The sequence below is a fragment of the Actinomyces timonensis genome, from assembly GCF_040702965.1.
Taxonomy (GTDB): domain Bacteria; phylum Actinomycetota; class Actinomycetes; order Actinomycetales; family Actinomycetaceae; genus Actinomyces; species Actinomyces timonensis_A.
Window position 1 is genome coordinate 1,590,959 of the sequence record NZ_CP159989.1, and the last position, 16,567, is coordinate 1,607,525.

The 16,567-nt window shown below is 73.5% G+C and carries 15 protein-coding genes and 1 pseudogene; 4 read left to right on the top strand and 12 right to left on the bottom strand.

The window, feature by feature from the left end:
* Positions 1-8 precede the first annotated feature (8 nt).
* From ABXS69_RS06910 to ABXS69_RS06920, 3 genes are read left to right on the top strand one after another with little or no spacing between them, the layout of a single operon-like run.
* A complete protein-coding gene (locus tag ABXS69_RS06910) occupies positions 9-965 on the top strand; it encodes an ABC transporter ATP-binding protein (protein WP_366179994.1) in 957 nt (318 codons plus the stop codon).
* Positions 962-2,647: a hypothetical protein gene (locus tag ABXS69_RS06915; protein ID WP_366179995.1), complete on the top strand. Its 1,686-nt coding sequence runs from the start codon at positions 962-964 to the stop codon at positions 2,645-2,647. The genes ABXS69_RS06910 and ABXS69_RS06915 overlap by 4 nt, the downstream gene beginning before the upstream one ends.
* Positions 2,635-3,159: a flavodoxin gene (locus ABXS69_RS06920; RefSeq protein ID WP_366179996.1), complete on the top strand. Its 525-nt coding sequence runs from the start codon at positions 2,635-2,637 to the stop codon at positions 3,157-3,159. Before ABXS69_RS06915 ends, ABXS69_RS06920 begins: the two co-directional genes overlap by 13 nt.
* A 42-nt stretch (positions 3,160-3,201) precedes the next feature.
* Here ABXS69_RS06920 and ABXS69_RS06925 read toward each other — a convergent pair whose 3' ends face one another.
* The 8 genes and pseudogenes from ABXS69_RS06925 to ABXS69_RS06960 form a co-directional block, all read right to left on the bottom strand.
* The gene (locus ABXS69_RS06925) at positions 3,202-3,591 is read right to left on the bottom strand and encodes a metal-sulfur cluster assembly factor (protein WP_366179997.1); all 390 of its coding nucleotides are present in this window, start codon (positions 3,589-3,591) and stop codon (positions 3,202-3,204) included.
* Between the two features lie 79 nt (positions 3,592-3,670).
* Positions 3,671-4,135, bottom strand: coding sequence for a Fe-S cluster assembly sulfur transfer protein SufU (gene sufU, locus ABXS69_RS06930; protein WP_366179998.1), 465 nt, complete (start codon positions 4,133-4,135; stop codon positions 3,671-3,673).
* Positions 4,136-4,140: 5 nt separating this feature from the next.
* Positions 4,141-5,493, bottom strand: a complete 1,353-nt coding sequence (locus ABXS69_RS06935; protein ID WP_366179999.1) for an aminotransferase class V-fold PLP-dependent enzyme — start codon at positions 5,491-5,493, stop codon at positions 4,141-4,143.
* Between the two features lie 19 nt (positions 5,494-5,512).
* Positions 5,513-6,262: a Fe-S cluster assembly ATPase SufC gene (gene sufC / locus ABXS69_RS06940; RefSeq protein WP_366180000.1), complete on the bottom strand. Its 750-nt coding sequence runs from the start codon at positions 6,260-6,262 to the stop codon at positions 5,513-5,515.
* A 68-nt stretch (positions 6,263-6,330) separates the two neighbouring features.
* The gene (gene sufD, locus ABXS69_RS06945; RefSeq protein ID WP_366180001.1) at positions 6,331-7,581 is read right to left on the bottom strand and encodes a Fe-S cluster assembly protein SufD; all 1,251 of its coding nucleotides are present in this window, start codon (positions 7,579-7,581) and stop codon (positions 6,331-6,333) included.
* A gap of 48 nt (positions 7,582-7,629) precedes the next feature.
* Positions 7,630-9,069 (bottom strand): Fe-S cluster assembly protein SufB, encoded by a 1,440-nt coding sequence (gene sufB, locus ABXS69_RS06950; protein ID WP_366180002.1) that lies wholly within the window; start codon positions 9,067-9,069, stop codon positions 7,630-7,632.
* Positions 9,066-9,824, bottom strand: a complete 759-nt coding sequence (locus ABXS69_RS06955; RefSeq protein ID WP_366180003.1) for a helix-turn-helix domain-containing protein — start codon at positions 9,822-9,824, stop codon at positions 9,066-9,068. The genes sufB and ABXS69_RS06955 overlap by 4 nt, the downstream gene beginning before the upstream one ends.
* 232 nt (positions 9,825-10,056) lie before the next feature.
* Positions 10,057-10,741 (bottom strand): annotated as a pseudogene (locus ABXS69_RS06960) (NUDIX hydrolase).
* A 138-nt stretch (positions 10,742-10,879) separates the two neighbouring features.
* Between ABXS69_RS06960 and ABXS69_RS06965 the strand changes: the two are divergent.
* Positions 10,880-11,734, top strand: coding sequence for an inositol monophosphatase (locus tag ABXS69_RS06965; RefSeq protein ID WP_366180004.1), 855 nt, complete (start codon positions 10,880-10,882; stop codon positions 11,732-11,734).
* Here ABXS69_RS06965 and ABXS69_RS06970 read toward each other — a convergent pair.
* From ABXS69_RS06970 to ABXS69_RS06985, 4 genes are all read right to left on the bottom strand, one after another.
* The gene (locus ABXS69_RS06970) at positions 11,731-12,864 is read right to left on the bottom strand and encodes a glycosyltransferase family 4 protein (protein ID WP_366180005.1); all 1,134 of its coding nucleotides are present in this window, start codon (positions 12,862-12,864) and stop codon (positions 11,731-11,733) included. The genes ABXS69_RS06965 and ABXS69_RS06970 overlap by 4 nt on opposite strands.
* Positions 12,865-12,869: 5 nt before the next feature.
* On the bottom strand, positions 12,870-14,582 hold the full coding sequence (locus ABXS69_RS06975) for a lipid II flippase MurJ (protein WP_366180006.1): 1,713 nt from the start codon (positions 14,580-14,582) through the stop codon (positions 12,870-12,872).
* Positions 14,579-15,538, bottom strand: coding sequence for a hypothetical protein (locus ABXS69_RS06980; protein WP_366180007.1), 960 nt, complete (start codon positions 15,536-15,538; stop codon positions 14,579-14,581). Before ABXS69_RS06980 ends, ABXS69_RS06975 begins: the two co-directional genes overlap by 4 nt.
* Before the next feature lie 80 nt (positions 15,539-15,618).
* A complete protein-coding gene (locus ABXS69_RS06985) occupies positions 15,619-16,548 on the bottom strand; it encodes a copper transporter (RefSeq protein WP_366180008.1) in 930 nt (309 codons plus the stop codon).
* Positions 16,549-16,567 lie beyond the last annotated feature (19 nt).

A 16,567-nucleotide genomic window follows, 5' to 3' on the forward strand; every position in this document is an offset into this window, starting at 1 on the left:
CTAGGGGCATGAGCGCATCCGATTCCCCAGCCATCGCGGTCGCGGGCCTGGTGAAGGCCTTCGGGCCCCGCAGGGCGCTGGACGGGCTCGACCTGACGGTCCCCCAGGGACAGATCCACGGGTTCCTGGGTCCCAACGGGGCGGGCAAGTCCACGACGATCCGCGTACTGCTCGGCATGTACCGGCGGGACGCCGGCAGCGCGCGCGTACTCGGCCTCGATCCCGCGCGAGACGCGGGGACGATCACCAGGAGGACCGCCTACGTGCCCGGCGACGTCGCCCTGTGGCCGGCCCTGACCGGCGACCAGGCGCTCGACGCCCTGGCGGGCCTGCGCGGCGCCCGGGATCAGCGTCGCGAGGCCGAGCTCATCGAGGCCTTCCGGCTCGACCCCTCCAAGCCCATACGCTCCTACTCCAAGGTCAATCGGCAGAAGGTCATGCTCGTCGCCGCCCTGGCGGCGCCCTGCGAGCTCCTCATCCTCGACGAGCCGACATCCGGGCTCGATCCCCTCCAATCGGAGGTCTTCGCCGAGGCGGTGGGCCAGGCCGCCGGCCAGGGGCGGACCGTCCTCATGTCGAGCCACATCATGGCGGAAGTGGATCGGCTGTGCGACGCGGTGACGATCGTCAAGGACGGCCGCGCCGTCGAATCCGGCTCCATGTCCGAACTGCGCCACCTGAGAGCGTCGCGCATCACCTGCCGGCTGCCTCAGGGGAGCCGCGTGAGCCCTGACTGGGAGCCTCGTGGCGGGCCCCCTGACGGCCCCTCCGATGGCTTCCCCGCGCATGAGACCCTGACCTCGCCCGCTCCCGGCGCCGATGGGCGCTTCACCGCGTCGGTGCCCGCTGAGCAGGTGCCGGGGCTTCTCACCGCCCTGATCGATGCTGGCGCGCGGGAGATCACCTGCGCCCCGGTCCCGCTCGACGAGCTCTTCCTCGAGCACTACCGGGCGGATGCCCGATGAGCCCGCGCCGTCTTAGCGGGACGCGCGCGTGGGGCGCCCACGCCCGGCTGCGCCTGCGCGCCGAGCGCACCTGGCTCATCACCCTGCCCGCGGTGGTCCTGGTGCTCACCGCGCTCCTGAGCCCCAGCTACGGCACTGCCTACAGCAGCGAGGCCGCCATGGCGAGAGCGGTGGCGTCGGCCCGTGCCAACGACACCATGCTCCTGCTGTACGGGAGCCTGTCCCATGGCGCCGATCCCGTCCAGATCGCCGTGTGGGAGCTGGGAGCAATGACCTGCCTGGGGACCAGCATCGTCGTGGTGCTCCGCACGGCGTCCCTCACGCGGGGCGAGGAGGACCGGGGCCGCGCCGAGCTCCTGCACGCCGCGTCCGTGGGGCCGGCGCGGCGGGTCCTGGGGCAGGCCCTCACGCTCGCCCTGCTCAGCGCGCTCATCGGGGTCGGCGCGGGCACGGGGCTGCTCGCCCTCGACGGCGCCGCCCTGGCCGACGCCCGCGCCTATGGGACGGCGGTGGCGCTCACCTGCCTGCTGCTCGCCGCGCAAGCCCATCTCGCCGCCCAGATCGCCTCCGACGCCCCGGGCGCCCGTTGGCTGGGGCTGGCCGTCCTAGCAGCCGCCTACCTCGTCTACGGGCTCTCCTGCTCCCAGGAGCCGGGGTGGGCCGACCTGCCGGGTCGCCTCTCCCCCTTCCATCTTCGCCAGGCCCTCTCGCCAGGCGGGCAGAACGCCTGGCTACCCGCGCTATGGGGAGGCTGCGCGTGGATGCTCCTCGTCATCATCACCATCCTGACCGCCCGGCGCAGGGACCTGGGGCAGGGACTCGTCACCATGCGATCGCCGCGTGCGGGCCGCCCTTTGGGCGTCGGAGGTCCTGTCCCCCTCGCGCTGCGGCTCTCACGGGGCGGGATCACCGTATGGGCGCTCGCGCTGTCGGCGGCCGCCTGGCTCCTCATCGACATGGGCGGGGCTGTCGTGGCTCGAGCTCAGGAGGGGGCATTCGACCCCGACAGCGGCCTAGGGGCGATTCTCGGCGGTGGCGACGACGCCGGCGAGGCCTTCCTGGGATACGTCGGCTCCCTCATCGGCGCGCTCACCGCCCTCCAAGCGGTTTCGCTGGCCAATCGCGCGGGGGCCGATGAGCTGGTGGGGCGCGCGGAGGCACTCGCCTCGACCGGCGTTCGACCCGCCCGGCTCCTGCTCGCCTGGTGGTGCGCCGCCGCGGCCGGATCAGGGTTCGCCCTGTGCTGCGCCGCCGCGTCGGCGGCTGGCGCCGGGGACGGCGCGTTGGGGACCGGTGCCCGTGATGCTGTCCGCCTAGTGGCCGGGCAGTGGCCCGCGGCGCTCGCCGCGGCGTCGGTCGCCTCCGCCATCTGCGGGGCCCTGCCCCGTTGGCGCGGCATCGCCTGGTTGGCGCCGCCGATCTGCGTGGGCCTCATCCAGTTCGGCGCCACGCTCGACGTGCCGGAGCGCGTCCGCGCCGCCAATCCTCTGGCGCAGGCCGGTCGGCCCGGCTCGTGGTGGTTGCTCGGCGCATCCGCGGCGCTGGTCGGAATCGCCGTCGTGCGCGTGAGGCGCCGTGACCTCGCGCTGGCGTCCTCATCCCGTTCACGCCGCCACCCTCCCCATGGCATCCGACCACCAGCCGCGCCTCACCGAGAGGAAGAGCGACCATGCGCGCTGTGATCGTCGTCGAGTCCTGCTTCGGCGCCACCCTGGCCGCTGCCGAGGAGATCGCGCGGGGCCTGCGCGACTCGGGCATGAGCGCCGCCGTCCTGGCCCCTCGGGAGGCCACCCCCGAGGCGATCGGCCGCGCGGGGCTCCTCGTGCTCGGCGCGCCGACGCACAACCGGGGGCTGCCGACACCGGGGTCCCGGGCCACCGCCGTCAAGCGCGGCGGCAGGGCCGAGGATCCAGGCCTGCGGGAATGGCTCACGGATGCGCGTCTGCCGGCCTCGGCGCGCATCGCGGCGTTCGACACGGTGACCGGGCCCGGCTGGATCAACGGCTCCGCCGCCAAGCGGATCGCCAGGCTCTCGCGCCATCGGGGCGCCGCCATCCGCAGCTTCCTCGTGGAGGCTGGAGACAGTGGAGCGCTCGCTGGCGGGCAGGCTGGGAAAGCCCGGGCCTGGGGCGCCGAGCTGGCCAGCGATCGGGAGCACCGTCCCGGTGAATCAGGGGACGCCGTGCCCGAGTGAACCGGTCTCGATCCTGTTTTCGACCGGTCTCGATGCCAGGGGTCAGACGTTGAAGCCGAGGGCACGCAGCTGCTCGCGGCCCTCGGGGGTGATCTTGTCCGGGCCCCACGGCGGCAGCCACACCCACTGGATGCGCACCTTGTCGGCGATGAGGGCGAGGGCCTGCTGGGCCTGCTCCTCGATGACGTCGGTAAGCGGGCATGCGGCGGTCGTCAGAGTCATGTCGAGGACGACCGTCCCGTCGGGGTCGAAGGAGACGCCGTAGAGCAGGCCCAGGTCCACGACATTGATCCCGAGCTCGGGGTCGATGACGTCGCGCAGCGCCTCCTCGATGGCGGCGACGTCCACGCCGGGCGGGACGGGGGCGGGCGAGTGCTGGGCGGCCATGGGGTTGGCGGTGGCGGCCTCGGCGGCGGTCGGGTGGTCGGTCATGATCCCTCCTGGGAGGTGTCCGGGGTCGGGTGAGTCGGCGCGGGGCGCGTTCTTCGCGCGGCCCGCTCGGTGCCGCGAGTCAGTCCTCGACGGCGGGCAGGGCGATCCCCGCCTGAGCGAGCGCGTCCTTGAGGGCCATCCAGCCCAGGAGCGCGCATTTGACGCGGTTGGGATACTTCGAGACGCCCTCCAGGGCGGCGGCGTCCTCCAGGTCGTCGAGGATCGCCCCGTCGACGCCCCGCCCGCGCGAGTGCATGAGCTCATCGAAGTCCCGGGAGAGCCTGGCGACCGTCGTCAGGTCAGCGCCATCGATGAGATCGTGCATGATCGAGATCGAGGCCTGGGAGATCGAGCAGCCGTCGCCCTTCCAGCCCACGGCCACCAGGCGCCCGTCCTCGACTCTCAGCCCCAGGTCCACCTCGTCCCCGCAGGTGGGGTTCACCTGGTGGCTGAGGCCGGCGGGATCGGCGGGCAGGCCCTCGCCGTGCCGCTCGCGGGAGTGGTCGAGGATGACCTGCTGGTAGAGCTGATCGAGTTCGTTCATAGCCGTCACCTCCGGAAATAGGACTGGACACCGGCCACGGCCTCGAGGAAGCGGTCGATCTCCTCGATGGTGGTCGTCGGGCCGAAGGACACCCGCGAGGAGGCGTGGACCCCGAAATGCGCGTGGATCGGCTGGGCGCAGTGGTGGCCGGTGCGCACGGCGACGCCGGAGGCGTCGAGCACCTGGCCCACGTCGTGCGGATGGACCCCCTCGATGACGAAGGCGATGACGCCGAGGCGGTCGGAGGCGTCGTCGGGCCCGATGATCCGCAGGCCGGGGACGCGCCTCATGCCGTCCAGCGCGTGGGCGGTGAGCTCGGCCTCGCGGGCGCGCAGGCGGTCCATGCCCAGGATCCCGAGGTAGTCGACGGCGGTGTGCCAGCCCGCGGCCTGGGCGAGGGGCTGGCTGCCGGCCTCGAAGCGCGCCGGGGGAGGCATGTAGGTGGAGGAATCCATGGTGACGACCTCGATCATGGACCCGCCGGTGAGGACGGGCGGCATCGCGTCGAGGAGCTCCTCGGTGGCCACGAGTGCGCCGACGCCGGTGGGCCCGCACATCTTGTGGCTGGACAGCGCCATCGCATCGACGCCCGCGGCGGCCAGCGCGGCGAAGTCGAGGGGCATGTGCGGCGCGGTCTGGCAGGTGTCCAGCACGACGACCGGCTCGCGGCCCCCGGCGCGGCCCGCGGCCCGGGCGGCGTCGAGGATGGGACCCAGGGGCGCCAGGGCGCCGGTGACATTGGAGGCGTGGCCGAGGGCGAGGACCCGCGCGCGCTCGGTGATGACGCCGAGGGTGGCCAGGTCGATGCGGCCGGCGTCGTCGAGGTCGAGCCAGCGCAGGGCGGCGCCGGTGCGGGCGGCGAGCTCCTGCCAGGGCACGAGGTTGGCGTGGTGCTCGGCCCGGGTGACGACGATCTCGTCCCCGGGGCCGAGGGCGAGGCGCCGCGCGGGGTCCGCCTCGGGGGCCGCGCCGGGCCCCCCGGCGGCGGGGCGGGCGAGACTGGCGTGCCCGATGGCCAGGGCCACGAGGTTGATCGCCTCAGTGGCGTTCTTCGTGAAGACGAGCTGGCCTGCCCGGGCGCCCACGAAGGCGGCGATCGCCTCGCGCGCGTCCTCCAGGGAGGCGGTGGCCTCGTCGGCGAGCTGGTAGGTGGAGCGCCCGGCCGCGCCGTTGCTCATCCTGTAGAACATGGCCTCGGCGTCCAGCACGCACTGCGGCTTCTGCGCGGTAGCGGCCCAGTCGAGGTAGGCGAGCTCGCGCCCGTTGCGCGCGGGGCGCCCCAGGTAGGGGAAGTCCTTGCGGGCGCGGGCCACCTCCACCGCGCTCAGCGGCTCGGCGGCGGGGGGCTCAATCGGCATGGGGGCGCTCATGATCAGCTCACTTGAGGTAGCGGTCGTAGCCCTCTTCCTCGAGCCGGTCGGCCAGGTCGGGGCCGCCCTGCTCGGCCACGCGGCCGTCGACGAACACGTGGACGAAGTCGGGCTTGATGTAGCGCAGGATCCGCGTGTAGTGCGTGATGAGGAGGAATCCGGCATCGGAGGAGTCGTGCAGGCGGTTGACGCCCTCGGAGACGATGCGCAGCGCGTCGACGTCGAGACCGGAATCGGTCTCGTCCAGGACGGCGAATCGCGGCTTGAACAGCTCCATCTGGAGGATCTCGAAGCGCTTCTTCTCACCCCCGGAGAAGCCGGCGTTGACGTCACGCTGGTTGAAGGACGGGTCCATGCGCAGCCGCTCCATGGCCGAGCCGACCTCGCCGACCCACTGGCGCACCTTGGGGGCCTGGCCGTCGATCGCGGTCTTGGCGGTGCGCAGGAAGTTGGCCACCGACACGCCCGGGACCTCGACGGGGTACTGCATGGCCAGGAAGAGGCCGGCGCGGGCGCGCTCGTCCACGCTCAGGGACAGCAGGTCCTCGCCGTCGAGGAGGACCTGGCCGTCGGTGACCTCGTAGTCGGGGTGGCCAGCGATGGAGTAGGCCAAGGTGGACTTGCCCGAGCCGTTGGGCCCCATGATCGCGTGGATCTCGTCGGAGGCGATGGTCAGGTCGACGCCCTTGAGGATGGGCTTGGGGCCGTCGTTGGTGGCGACCTGGACGTGGAGGTTGGTGATCTCGAGGGTGCTCATGATTCTGTTCTGCTGCCTTCTGGTGCCTGGTGGACGCGCGGCTTGCGCGGGGTTGTTCGGGGACGGGCTCACGACCGTCCGTCGGCTGGGGCGCCGGGGCCTGCCGAGATGAGGCCGGTGAGCTCAAGCTCGTGCTCGATGGCGGTCATGAGGCGCTCCTCGACCTCGGGCACGCCGATCTCGGAGACGATCTCGTTGAAGAAGCCCAGCACCACGAGCCGGCGCGCCTCGCGCTCGGGGATGCCGCGGGCGCGCAGGTAGAACAACTGGACGTCGTCGAAGCGGCCGGTGGCGCTGGCGTGGCCCGCACCCTCGATATTGCCGTTCTCGATCTCCAGGTTGGGGATCGAGTCAGCCTTGGCGCCCGGGGTGAGCACGAGGTTGCGGTTGAGCTCGTAGGTGTCGGTGCCGCGCGCCCCCGCCCCGATGAGGCAGTCCCCCACCCAGACGGCGTGGGCGCCGTCGCCCTGGAGGGCACCCTTGTAGGTGACGCGGGAGTAGCAGTGCGGCTCGGTGTGGGCCACGTAGGGGCGGTGCTCCTGGTGCTGGCCGGCGTCGGTGAAGTAGACGCCGTAAGCGTCGATGCACCCGCCCTCGCCGCTGAAGCCGAGGTCGGGGGCGATGCGCGTGTCCCCGCCCAGGGAGACGACGACGTGCTTGAGCGCGCCGCGCCCCTCGACGCGCGCGCGGTGGTTGGAGGCGTGGACGGCGGCGTCATCCCATCCCTGGACGGTCACGACGGTGAGCTCTGCGCCGTCGGCCACGACGATCTCCACCGTCTGGGTCAGGGCGGCGGCACCGGTGTGGTCGAGGATGACGGTGCCGACGGAGCCGGGCTCGGCGGTGATGAGCAGGTGCTGGGCGCTGGGGCTGGCCAGCTCGGCGTCATCGCCCCGTATCGCCACTCGGGCGGCGCGCTCGAGGCGGGCGCCGGCGCTCAGCGTGATGGCGGTGGCGGTGGAGAAGGCCGCCCAGGCGACGACGCCGGTGCGGTCAACGGGCTCGCCGACGCCGCCGAGGCGCGCGTCGTCCCGGTCGAGCTCCTCGACGACGACGCCGTCGGGGGCGTCGACGCCGGTGCCCACGACCCCGGCCCGGGTCCCGGAGGCGACCGCGTCGAGATCGAACAGGGGGGCGAAGCGCTTGATCGGGGTGAAGCGCCACTCCTCCTCGCGCCCTCGGGGCACGGGGATGTCCGCCGGGTCGAAGGAGGTGGGGCGGTCAGCCCGGGAGGCCACGTAGCGGGGCAGCGGGGCGCCGCCGTGGCTGTGGGCGCCCTGGGTGGTGGCGCGCGAGTGGTCGGTGCGCAAGTCGGTCATGTCGTGCTCCTGATCGGGGTGGGTGATGGGCTCGGCGCGGCGGGGCCGTCAGCCGACCGAGTTCTCCATCTGGAGCTCGATGAGGCGGTTGAGCTCGAGGGCGTACTCCATGGGGAGCTCGCGGGCGATGGGCTCGACGAAGCCACGGACGATGGTGGCCATCGCCTCGGTCTCGGTCAGGCCGCGCTGCATGAGGTAGAAGAGCTGGTCCGCGCTGACCTTGGAGACGGTGGCCTCGTGGCCCATCTCCACGTCGTCGGTGCGCACGTCCACGTACGGGTAGGTGTCCGAGCGGGAGATCTCGTCGACCAGCAGGGCGTCGCACAGCACGTTGGACTTGGAGTGGCGCGCGTTCTTCATGATCTGCACCAGGCCCCGGTAGGCGGAGCGGCCGCCGTGGCGGGCGATGGACTTCGAGACGATGTGGCTCGAGGTGTGCGGGGCCATGTGGACCATCTTGGCGCCGGTGTCCTGGTGCTGGCCCTCACCAGCGAATGCGATGGACAGGGCCTCGCCGCGGGCGTTGGGGCCCATGAGGAAGACGGCCGGGTACTTCATGTTGCGCTTGGAGCCGATGTTGCCGTCAACCCATTCCATGGTGGCGCCCTCGGCGCAGGTGGCGCGCTGGGTGACGAGGTTGTAGACGTTGTTGGACCAGTTCTGGATGGTCGTGTAGCGCACGCGGGCGTTCTTCTTCACCACGATCTCCACGATCGCCGAGTGCAGGGAGTCGGTGGAGTAGATCGGAGCGGTGCACCCCTCGACGTAATGGACGTAGGAGTCCTCGTCGGCGATGATGAGCGTGCGCTCGAACTGGCCCATGTTCTCGGTGTTGATGCGGAAGTAGGCCTGGAGCGGGATCTCGACGTGAACGCCCTTGGGGACGTAGATGAACGACCCCCCGGACCAGACGGCCGTGTTGAGGGCGGCGAACTTGTTGTCGCCGGCGGGGACGACTGTGCCGAAGTACTCCTGGACGAGCTCGGGGTACTCGCGCACGGCCGTGTCGGTGTCGACGAAGATGACACCCTGTTCCTCCAGGTCGCCGCGGATCTGGTGGTAGACGACCTCGGACTCGTACTGGGCGGCGACGCCCGCGACGAGCCTCTCCCGCTCGGCCTCGGGGATGCCGATGCGGTCGTAGGTGTTCTTGATGTCCTCGGGCAGGTCGTCCCAGGAGCTGGCGGGCCGGTCCGTGGAGCGCACGTAGTACTTGACGGCGTCCATGTCGAGCTGGGACAGGTCCACGCCCCAGGTGGGCATGGGCTTGCGCTCGAAGGTCTCGTAGGCCTTGAGGCGCTTCGCCAGCATCCACTCGGGCTCGCCCTTGATCGCGGAGATCTCCCGGACGACTTGCTCGTCGAGGCCGCGCTTGGCGTTGGCGCCGGCCTCGTCTGAGTCATGCCAGCCGAAGTCGTAGGACGCCGAGATCGAGTCGATGATCTCGTCGTCGCTGCGCGTGACTGGCTCGGTCGTGGTTGACGTCATCGGGTTCCTTCCGTTCGCTGGGGCCGGTTGCCCCGCGTGTGAGCGATGGTCCGCGCGGCGCGCTTGCGCAGGGCGGGCAGAACGATGGGCACGTGGGTGGTGCACACGTGGTCCCCCCCGGCCAGGGTGGCCAGACGCTGGACGGGCACGCCGAGCAGCCGGGAGAAGGCCTGGGTCTCGGCGTCGCACAGCTCGTGGAACTGACCGGCGACGTCGCGCACCGGGCAGTGGCCCTGGCAGAGCTGGACGGCGAAGGTGCCGTCGCCGACGTCGCGGATGGTGGCGGCGTACCCGTCCGCGGAGAGGGCATCGGCCAGGGCCATGGCCCGGTCGGCAGGGTCCTTGCCCGCGGCCTCGACGATGCGCATGTAGCGGCGCTCGAGGTCCCTGCCCCGCGAGGCGGCGAAGGAGCCGACGGCCTTGTCCCCCGCGACCTGCGACAGGTAGCTGAGGGCCCGGGCTGCGAGGTCGGAGTAGCCCTCGCCGAGGCTCGTGCGCGCCGACGCCGTGGCGACGTAGTGGCGCGCGGGGCGCCCGCGGCCGCGCTTGCCCACGCCCGTGGGGGTGTGGACGGCGATCTGTCCGTTGTCCTCCAGGGCGGTGATGTGGCGGCGCACGGCGGCGGGCGTGAGGTGGAGGATGGCGGCGAGCTGGGCGGCGGAGACGGGCCCCTTCTCAATGATGAGATCGAGGACCTTGACGCGGGTGGACTCGTCATCCGCGGGAGCGCCCGGGCCGGTCGGACTCGGGCTCATCGGACTAATAGGACTCACGCTTCCCCCTCTCCCGTCCCTCGCACTGCGCGCGGGCGCCACCGGGGCGCCCGGGGCGCCGTCGGCCTGGCACCCATTTTAAGCAGCATCCTTGTGCCTAAATTGGAACCGCGCAACTTGATGACGCCGTGGCGCCACGTGGCGTGGCGCACGCCCGGCCACCTGAGCCGAGGATCCCCTCCCCTCGCCGCGCGAGGGCCTGAGGTCCTACGCGTCACATGCTCTCGGGGCTGCGCATCCAGGGGGCGTCAGCGGGGCGCAGCCCCTCGTAGCCGCGCTTCCGGGCGTGCTCGGCAGCGAGGACCCCCGCGACGGTGGAGGGATTGTGTAGCCGCCCGCCCATGACGGCGTCGAGCACGTCGTCGAAGCGGAACCAGGTGGGGTCGAACTCCGCCTCCTCGGCCTCGCGCTCGGCGCGCTCCTCGACGGGGATCGGGGACAGGCCTCGGGCAAGGAAGCAGCGCACGCCCTCGGTGGTGAATCCGGGCGAGGCGTAGAAGTCGATGAGCGCCTCCCAGCGCTCGGCGGCGTGGTCGGTCTCCTCGGCGAGCTTCCCGGGCGGCGGCGACGACCGGGTCCTCGCCGGGGATGTCCAGCAGGCCGGCGGGGATCTCCCACAGGGCGGCCCGCACGGGGTGGCGGTACTGGCGGACCATGAGGATCTCGGCCGCGCCGTCGGGCTGGGAGGACTCCTTCCCCTCCCGCAGGGCGATGATGCTGACGGCGTCGTGGTGGGCGATGGTCTGGCGGCGGATGGGCTCGGGGGCGCCCGGGGACAGGCGGATCATCTCATCGTCGACGGCGCAGATGGGGCCGGCCCATACGCGCTGGGCGCTCAGCACCTCCCGGGTGTCGCGCTCATCGGCGGGGCCGCCTGCGGCGTTGTTCTGGCGGTTCATCTGGGCCTCCATCGGGACTGCGGTTGGCCCCACCATTGTGCCCCCGCCCCACCCACGAGCGAGACCGGTCGTTATCACGAGCGAGACCGGTCTCGTGGGGGATAGGATCGAGACCGTGGACGCGGGCGAGGAGGGGCGATGAGCACCGGGGGACTGGATCTGGACCTTCTGCTGGGCGCGGCCCGCGAGGCGGTCCTCGCCGCGGCCGCCTTCGCCCTCGATCCGGGCGCTGAGCCGCGGGTCGAGACCAAGCAGCATGACAAGGACCTGGTCACCCAGGTGGATCGCGGCGCGGAGCGGATCATCGCCGAGCGCCTCGCGCCCACCGCCATCCCCCTGCACGGCGAGGAGCAGCACCGCGTCGAGGGTTTCGAGGAGCGCACGGGCCCGGCCTGGGTGGTCGACCCGATCGATGGCACGACGAACTACGTGGCCACGCATCGCGACTGGGCGGTCTCGCTCGCCCTGGTGGACGACGGCACCCCGGTGCTCGCGGCCCTCGCCGATCCTGTGGCAGGCCGCCTCATGACGGCGATCGCGGGGCGGGGGGCCTGGGTGGGCCCGCTTCGGCCTGTCGGCGATGGCCGTGACGATGAGCCGATTCCCATCGCGCCGGACCTGGCGCTGGAGCGGGGCGCGGCGATCGTCCCGTTCAGCGCGCTCAGAGGCGTGCCCGGGGCCGACGGCGTCGTGAGCGCCGCGCTGGCGGCTCGCGCCTACGGCTCGGCCGCCCTGGAGATCGCCGAGGTGGCCAGGGGCGGGGCGGTGGCCTTCCTGCACGGCGGCCTCCAGCCCTGGGACATGGCGGCGGCGGTCCTCCTCGCCCAGGAGACGGGCGCGCTCGTCACCCGGGTGGACGGCTCCGCCCTGGACGCGCGCCGCGCCGGATCAGTGCTCGCGGCGACGCCGTCGGCGCACGCCCGCGTCCTGGAGCTCCTGGCGCGGGCCCGCGACGCCGACAGCGGGGCGGGCGATCCCGGGCCCTGGGCCTAGGATCCCGGGGCCAGGACGGCGCTCAACTGCGCGAGCAGGTCCGCGGAGGTGGGCAGCCCGACCGCGGCGACGCGCGCCCGGCCCCTCCACTCCCGCCGAGCGGCGGGGTCATCCAGGAGCCGGCCGATGGCGTCGGCGATGGCGCGGGCCTCAGGCGCCACCAGGATGGCGCCCCCGCGCGCCGTGACGCCCGTGCCCCCCACATCGGTGGCGATGATGGCGGCGCCCGCCCTCAGCGCCTCCTGGATGGTCAGCGGCTGGCCCTCCCACAGGCTGGTCTGGACGACGGCGTCGGCCGAGGCCATGAGCGCGCGGGCATCCTCGCGCCGCCCGAGCAGGGTCACGGGCAGGCGCTCAGCGCCGATGCGCGCCTGCAGGGCCGGGCGCTCGGGCCCCTCCCCCGCGACGAGCCAGGTGAGCGGCGTGCCATCCCCCCCAGCGCGCCGGGCGAGGATCGAGGCGGCATCGAGCAGGAGGTCGAGACCCTTCTGAGGGGCCAGGCGGGCGACGGTCAGGATGATGGGACCGCCGCCCGCTCCCGCCAGCGCCTCGGCCGCGCCTCGGCCCTCTGGGCCACGGCTCCTGCCGGCGTCTCCCGCGGCCTCCTCAGGAGCGGGGATGGTTGCGAGCAGGGCGCTGGCCGCCCCGCGGGCGCGGGCCCGCCCGACGAGGTCGGGACTGACGCCGAGCACGGCATCGGCCCGCCTGACCACGAGCGATTCGAGGCGATCCCCCACGAGCCGGGTGAGGCGCCCGCCGACGGGGAGGTTGTGAAGAGTGACGACCAGGCGGGCCCGCCCTCGCCGGCGCCGGCCGAGGGCGAGGGCGGCCGCTGAGCCGGCGCGCAGGCCGTGGGCGTGGACGACGTCGGCGCCCCGGGCGATGGCCGCCAGGCGGCGCACCGCTGAGCGGTCGGAGAGCGCGGGCCTGGGCCCGATCCCGAGGACGGCCCGGCGGGCGGGCCCGGTGTCGAGGCCCTCCAGGACCTCCGTCGGCGCGGCGACGATCACCTCGTGGCCGGCGCCGCTGAGGGCCCGGGAGCACTGGCCCAGGTGCGCGCGCACTCCCCCGGCGGCGCTCCCACTGACCTCGACGACGCGCATGGGCCGCGTCCCAGCGATCCCAGCCATCCCCGTCACCTCCTCCCCCGGCGCAGCGCTCCCAGGGCCTGGGGGCAGGCGATGTGCGCGGCGGTGATCGTGGCGAGGGCGGCCAGGAGCGCCCAGGCACCGGAGAGCAGGATCTGGGACCAGGGCGCTCCGGTCATCTGGCTGAGCGCCCTCCCTGCCCACCCGGAGGCTGCCGCGACCGGGGCCCCGGCGAGGACGACCCGGGCGATGGGGCGCAGCACCGAGGCCTCCAGGCAGCGGGCCAGGGTCGTCAGAAGGCCGATACCCGCGATCGTCATGCCGATGCTGGTGCCGATGCCGAGCGCCTTCAGCGTGGCGGGGCCGTCCGCGCCGCTCGGGGCGAGCAGCCGCACGGCGGCCGTGGACAGGACGGCCGCCGCGGCCCAGCCCAGCGCGGTGGCACGCGCGGCCCAGCGCGCGCGACCAGCGGCGAAGAGGACGCGGGTGACCTGGTGGACGAGGCTGAAGCCGACGATGCCGGGGGCGAGGGAGACCAGGGCGGCGGACATCCCTCGTACGTCGTCGGTCAGGAGCGCGAAGAACGCCTCGGCCCCGGTGCTCGCCGCCAGGAGCATCGCCATGCCGGCCAGGGAGACGCAGGTGACGAGGGCGGTGGAGTCGCCGCACAGTCCCAGGGCCTCCTCACGCGGGCTCAGCGCGTGCCTGCCCGGCGCGCCCGCGCCCGCCTCAGCGCTGGTGGGGGCCGGGGCCGGTGGGCGGGCGGCGTCCTCGCCGAGCAGGCCCGCGATCCTCGGGTAGAGGACGGTGGCGACGGGGACGACGAGCACGGCGTATGGGAGCACCCAGATGGCCTGCGTGTACTGGTAGACGGCGATGGTGCCGCTGACTCCCCCGGAGCGGGCGAGGACGGGCACGAGGAGCATGAAGGCCTGCTGGGCGACCAGGGCGGTGATGCCGGCAGTGGCCAGGCTCCAAGCGCGCCGGCGGGTGGCGGCGTCGAGGCGGAGCGTGGGCCGCAGGTCGATGTCGAGGCGGGAGGCGGGGATGAGGAGGGGAAGGCTGAGGGCGGCCACGCCGAGCGTGGTGCCCCAGCCGAGCACGAGCAGCCCCGCGGAGTCGGCGCTCCGCGTCCATTGGCCCGCCCCCTCCGGGGTGATGGCTCCGTAGAGGGCGTAGGCGGCCATGACGACGAGGCTCGACAGGATCGGAGTGATGGCGGGCCAGGCGAAGCGTCGGTGCGCCTGGAGGACGCCGGTGAGGACGACGCCGATGCCGTAGAGCGGCACTTGGAGGGCGAACATGCGCAGGAAGTCGGCGACGAGTCGCGTTTGGAGGCCGGGGTCGGCGTCGGCCGAGGTGGGGAAGAGCGCGGCGACGGGGTCGGCGAGGACGGCGAGGAGGATGCCCAGGGGCACGAGGACGGCCAGGACCATGCTGAGCATCGCGGAGGCGGTTCGGGAGACCGTCTCGCGGTCGCCTGCCATGATGGCGCTGGCCAGGAGGGGGACGATGGTCGCGGCCAGGGCCCCGCCGACGACGACCTCGTACAGGACGTTGGGGACCTGGTTGGCGGTGGCGTACGCCCCGGCGACGGCGCCTGTGCCGACGGTCGCGGCCTGCGCGATCCAGCGCAGGAACCCGAGCGCGCGGGAGATGAGGGTGAGTCCTGCGACGCCGCCGACGACGGTCACCAGGCCTCGCCCCGCCCCGCTGGTCCCGCCCTCGGTGCGCGCGTCGTCGGCGGCCCTGTCCGTCATCGGTCCCGGCGTCCCAGGGCGTCCAGCGCGGCGAGGGCCGGGGTGGAGTCGATGACGCGCGAGAAGGACACGCGCTCGCTGGCGAGGATGAGGGCGACGCCGGTGACCGCCGCCCCATGGCGGAAGGCGCGCGAGGGGGCTGCGGCGAGGGCAGCGCCGACGAGGCCGCCAAGGGAGTTGGCGCCGGTGTCGCCGAGCATGGTGCGCTCGCCGAGGTCCTCGGGCGCGGATGCGACGGCGACCCCGAGGGCGCCGGCGGCCAGGACGCGGGTTGGGGCCGCCGCCCGGCCCGGCCAGGCGAGAAGGGGGGCCGAGATGAGCGCGCTGGCCTTGAGAGCGCGCCCGGGGCGAAGATCGAGGAGGTTGTGGACGTTGGCCCAGGCGCCGATGACGATGGCGCTGACCGCGGCGTCGGCGACGAGAGCGCGCGGCCGGGGGGCGGGGGCGGCCGGGGCCCGGTGCCTGGCGAGGAGGGCGCCGGCGACGAGCGCGCCGGAGCCGATGATGGCGATCTTGAGGGCGCCTGTGGTGACGCGCCCCTGGGAAAGGGCGCCGAGGTGGCCGGCCAGGCCCTTGGCGGGGGCCTGGCCGTCGTGGGCGCCGGCGTCGAGATCGTCGATGAGTCCGGCGGTGGCTCCGGCTGAGGCGGCGATGACCGCGGCCGCGCCGGGGCGGCCGGTGAGCGCGCTCGGCCGGGCGAGCGCGCCTGCGCGCCCGGCCGCCGTGGTAGCGCCGATGGCGGTGGCGATGCCTCCTCGCAGTGAGACCGTGCGCCCATGGAAATTGGAGCGCTCGAGCCGGCTCCACCTGGGTAGGGCTCGCAGGAGCGCGGAGGCCCCGGCGCTCCAGGCCAGGCCGCTCGCCGCGGCGGTGAGCGCCTGGCGGGCGGGTGAGGCGGCGCAGCGAGGGCGGCTCAGGCGGCGGCTGACGCCTCTGGGGAGCGGTGCGGCGGTCATGGGCCCCAGGCTACCGGCAGGAGGGCGCGTCGCTGGCGCATTGGAGGCTCCCCCGCTGATCGACAGGGAGGGGCCCTGACTCACCCATTGGGCGGGATGGGGGGCATGACGGCGTCGGCGCCGTCGTCGAAGCCGTAGGAACCTTGGGCCCCGCCCAGGACGGCGGCGATGGCCAGTGGCACGGAGACGGCGGCGCTCGCCTGGCCCACGGAGTCGATCGTCGTCGCCCTGGCCTTGTTCTCGCGCATGACGGAGATGATGTCGCGCTTGTCGTCGGCTCCTCCGACGATGACGGCGGGCCCCCCCGCGGCCACGCCGGTGAGCGCCGCCGCCCAGGCCGTGCCGGTGGCGTCAGCGCCGGGAGTCGGGGTGGCGCCTGCGGCGTCAGCCTGGGCCGAGCGCGGCCCCACGACCACTACGGCGTCGGCCTTGGCCGTGAGCTGGGAGGCGACGGTCATGAGAGGCGTGTCCGAGGCGGTGATCAGGTCGCGCAGCGCGGTGGCGCTGGAGTCGTCCATGGTCAGGGCCCTGGTCAGGCCCTCGCCCAGGATCCCGTTGGAGTCCTTGGACACGGCCTGGCCCAGGTTGCCGGCGAACTGTCCCGAGTAGGCGGAGCGGAATGAGGCCCGGCTGGGATCCGTCCACACCGGGGTCAGGGTCACGCGCCCGGTGGTCTTGCCGCCCGCGGCCTCGATCTGGGAGATGACGAGCTCGACGTCCTCGTCCTGGGCGTCGGGCAGGGCCACGATGGCGGCGCTGCGGCCGCTCAGCGTGCCAGGCAGGTAGGAGGCCGCGGCAGCGGTGATGTAGGCGTCGCGATCGTTGAGGGCCGCCGACGCGGTCTCCAGCTGGGCGTGCGTGGCATTGCGGTCCTCGCGCAGCGCCTCCACCTGGTTGTGCAGGGCGTCCCCCAGGGAGTTCTGCAGGGGGCCCGCGCCCAGGACGATCCCGACGGCCAGGGCGAGGAAGACCGAGATGAGGGAGACCAGGTGGTAGCGGAAGTCGATCATTGTGCGTTCCTTGCGTGAA

Coding starts and splice junctions, on each gene's coding strand:
- ABXS69_RS06910 (WP_366179994.1), top strand. CDS start 9: ATGAGCGCATCCGATTCCCCAGCCATCGCGGTCGCGGGCCTGGTGAAG.
- ABXS69_RS06915 (WP_366179995.1), top strand. CDS start 962: ATGAGCCCGCGCCGTCTTAGCGGGACGCGCGCGTGGGGCGCCCACGCC.
- ABXS69_RS06920 (WP_366179996.1), top strand. CDS start 2,635: ATGCGCGCTGTGATCGTCGTCGAGTCCTGCTTCGGCGCCACCCTGGCC.
- ABXS69_RS06925 (WP_366179997.1), bottom strand. CDS start 3,591: ATGACCGACCACCCGACCGCCGCCGAGGCCGCCACCGCCAACCCCATG.
- sufU (WP_366179998.1), bottom strand. CDS start 4,135: ATGAACGAACTCGATCAGCTCTACCAGCAGGTCATCCTCGACCACTCC.
- ABXS69_RS06935 (WP_366179999.1), bottom strand. CDS start 5,493: ATGCCGATTGAGCCCCCCGCCGCCGAGCCGCTGAGCGCGGTGGAGGTG.
- sufC (WP_366180000.1), bottom strand. CDS start 6,262: ATGAGCACCCTCGAGATCACCAACCTCCACGTCCAGGTCGCCACCAAC.
- sufD (WP_366180001.1), bottom strand. CDS start 7,581: ATGACCGACTTGCGCACCGACCACTCGCGCGCCACCACCCAGGGCGCC.
- sufB (WP_366180002.1), bottom strand. CDS start 9,069: ATGACGTCAACCACGACCGAGCCAGTCACGCGCAGCGACGACGAGATC.
- ABXS69_RS06955 (WP_366180003.1), bottom strand. CDS start 9,824: ATGAGCCCGAGTCCGACCGGCCCGGGCGCTCCCGCGGATGACGAGTCC.
- ABXS69_RS06965 (WP_366180004.1), top strand. CDS start 10,880: ATGAGCACCGGGGGACTGGATCTGGACCTTCTGCTGGGCGCGGCCCGC.
- ABXS69_RS06970 (WP_366180005.1), bottom strand. CDS start 12,864: ATGGCTGGGATCGCTGGGACGCGGCCCATGCGCGTCGTCGAGGTCAGT.
- ABXS69_RS06975 (WP_366180006.1), bottom strand. CDS start 14,582: ATGACGGACAGGGCCGCCGACGACGCGCGCACCGAGGGCGGGACCAGC.
- ABXS69_RS06980 (WP_366180007.1), bottom strand. CDS start 15,538: ATGACCGCCGCACCGCTCCCCAGAGGCGTCAGCCGCCGCCTGAGCCGC.
- ABXS69_RS06985 (WP_366180008.1), bottom strand. CDS start 16,548: ATGATCGACTTCCGCTACCACCTGGTCTCCCTCATCTCGGTCTTCCTC.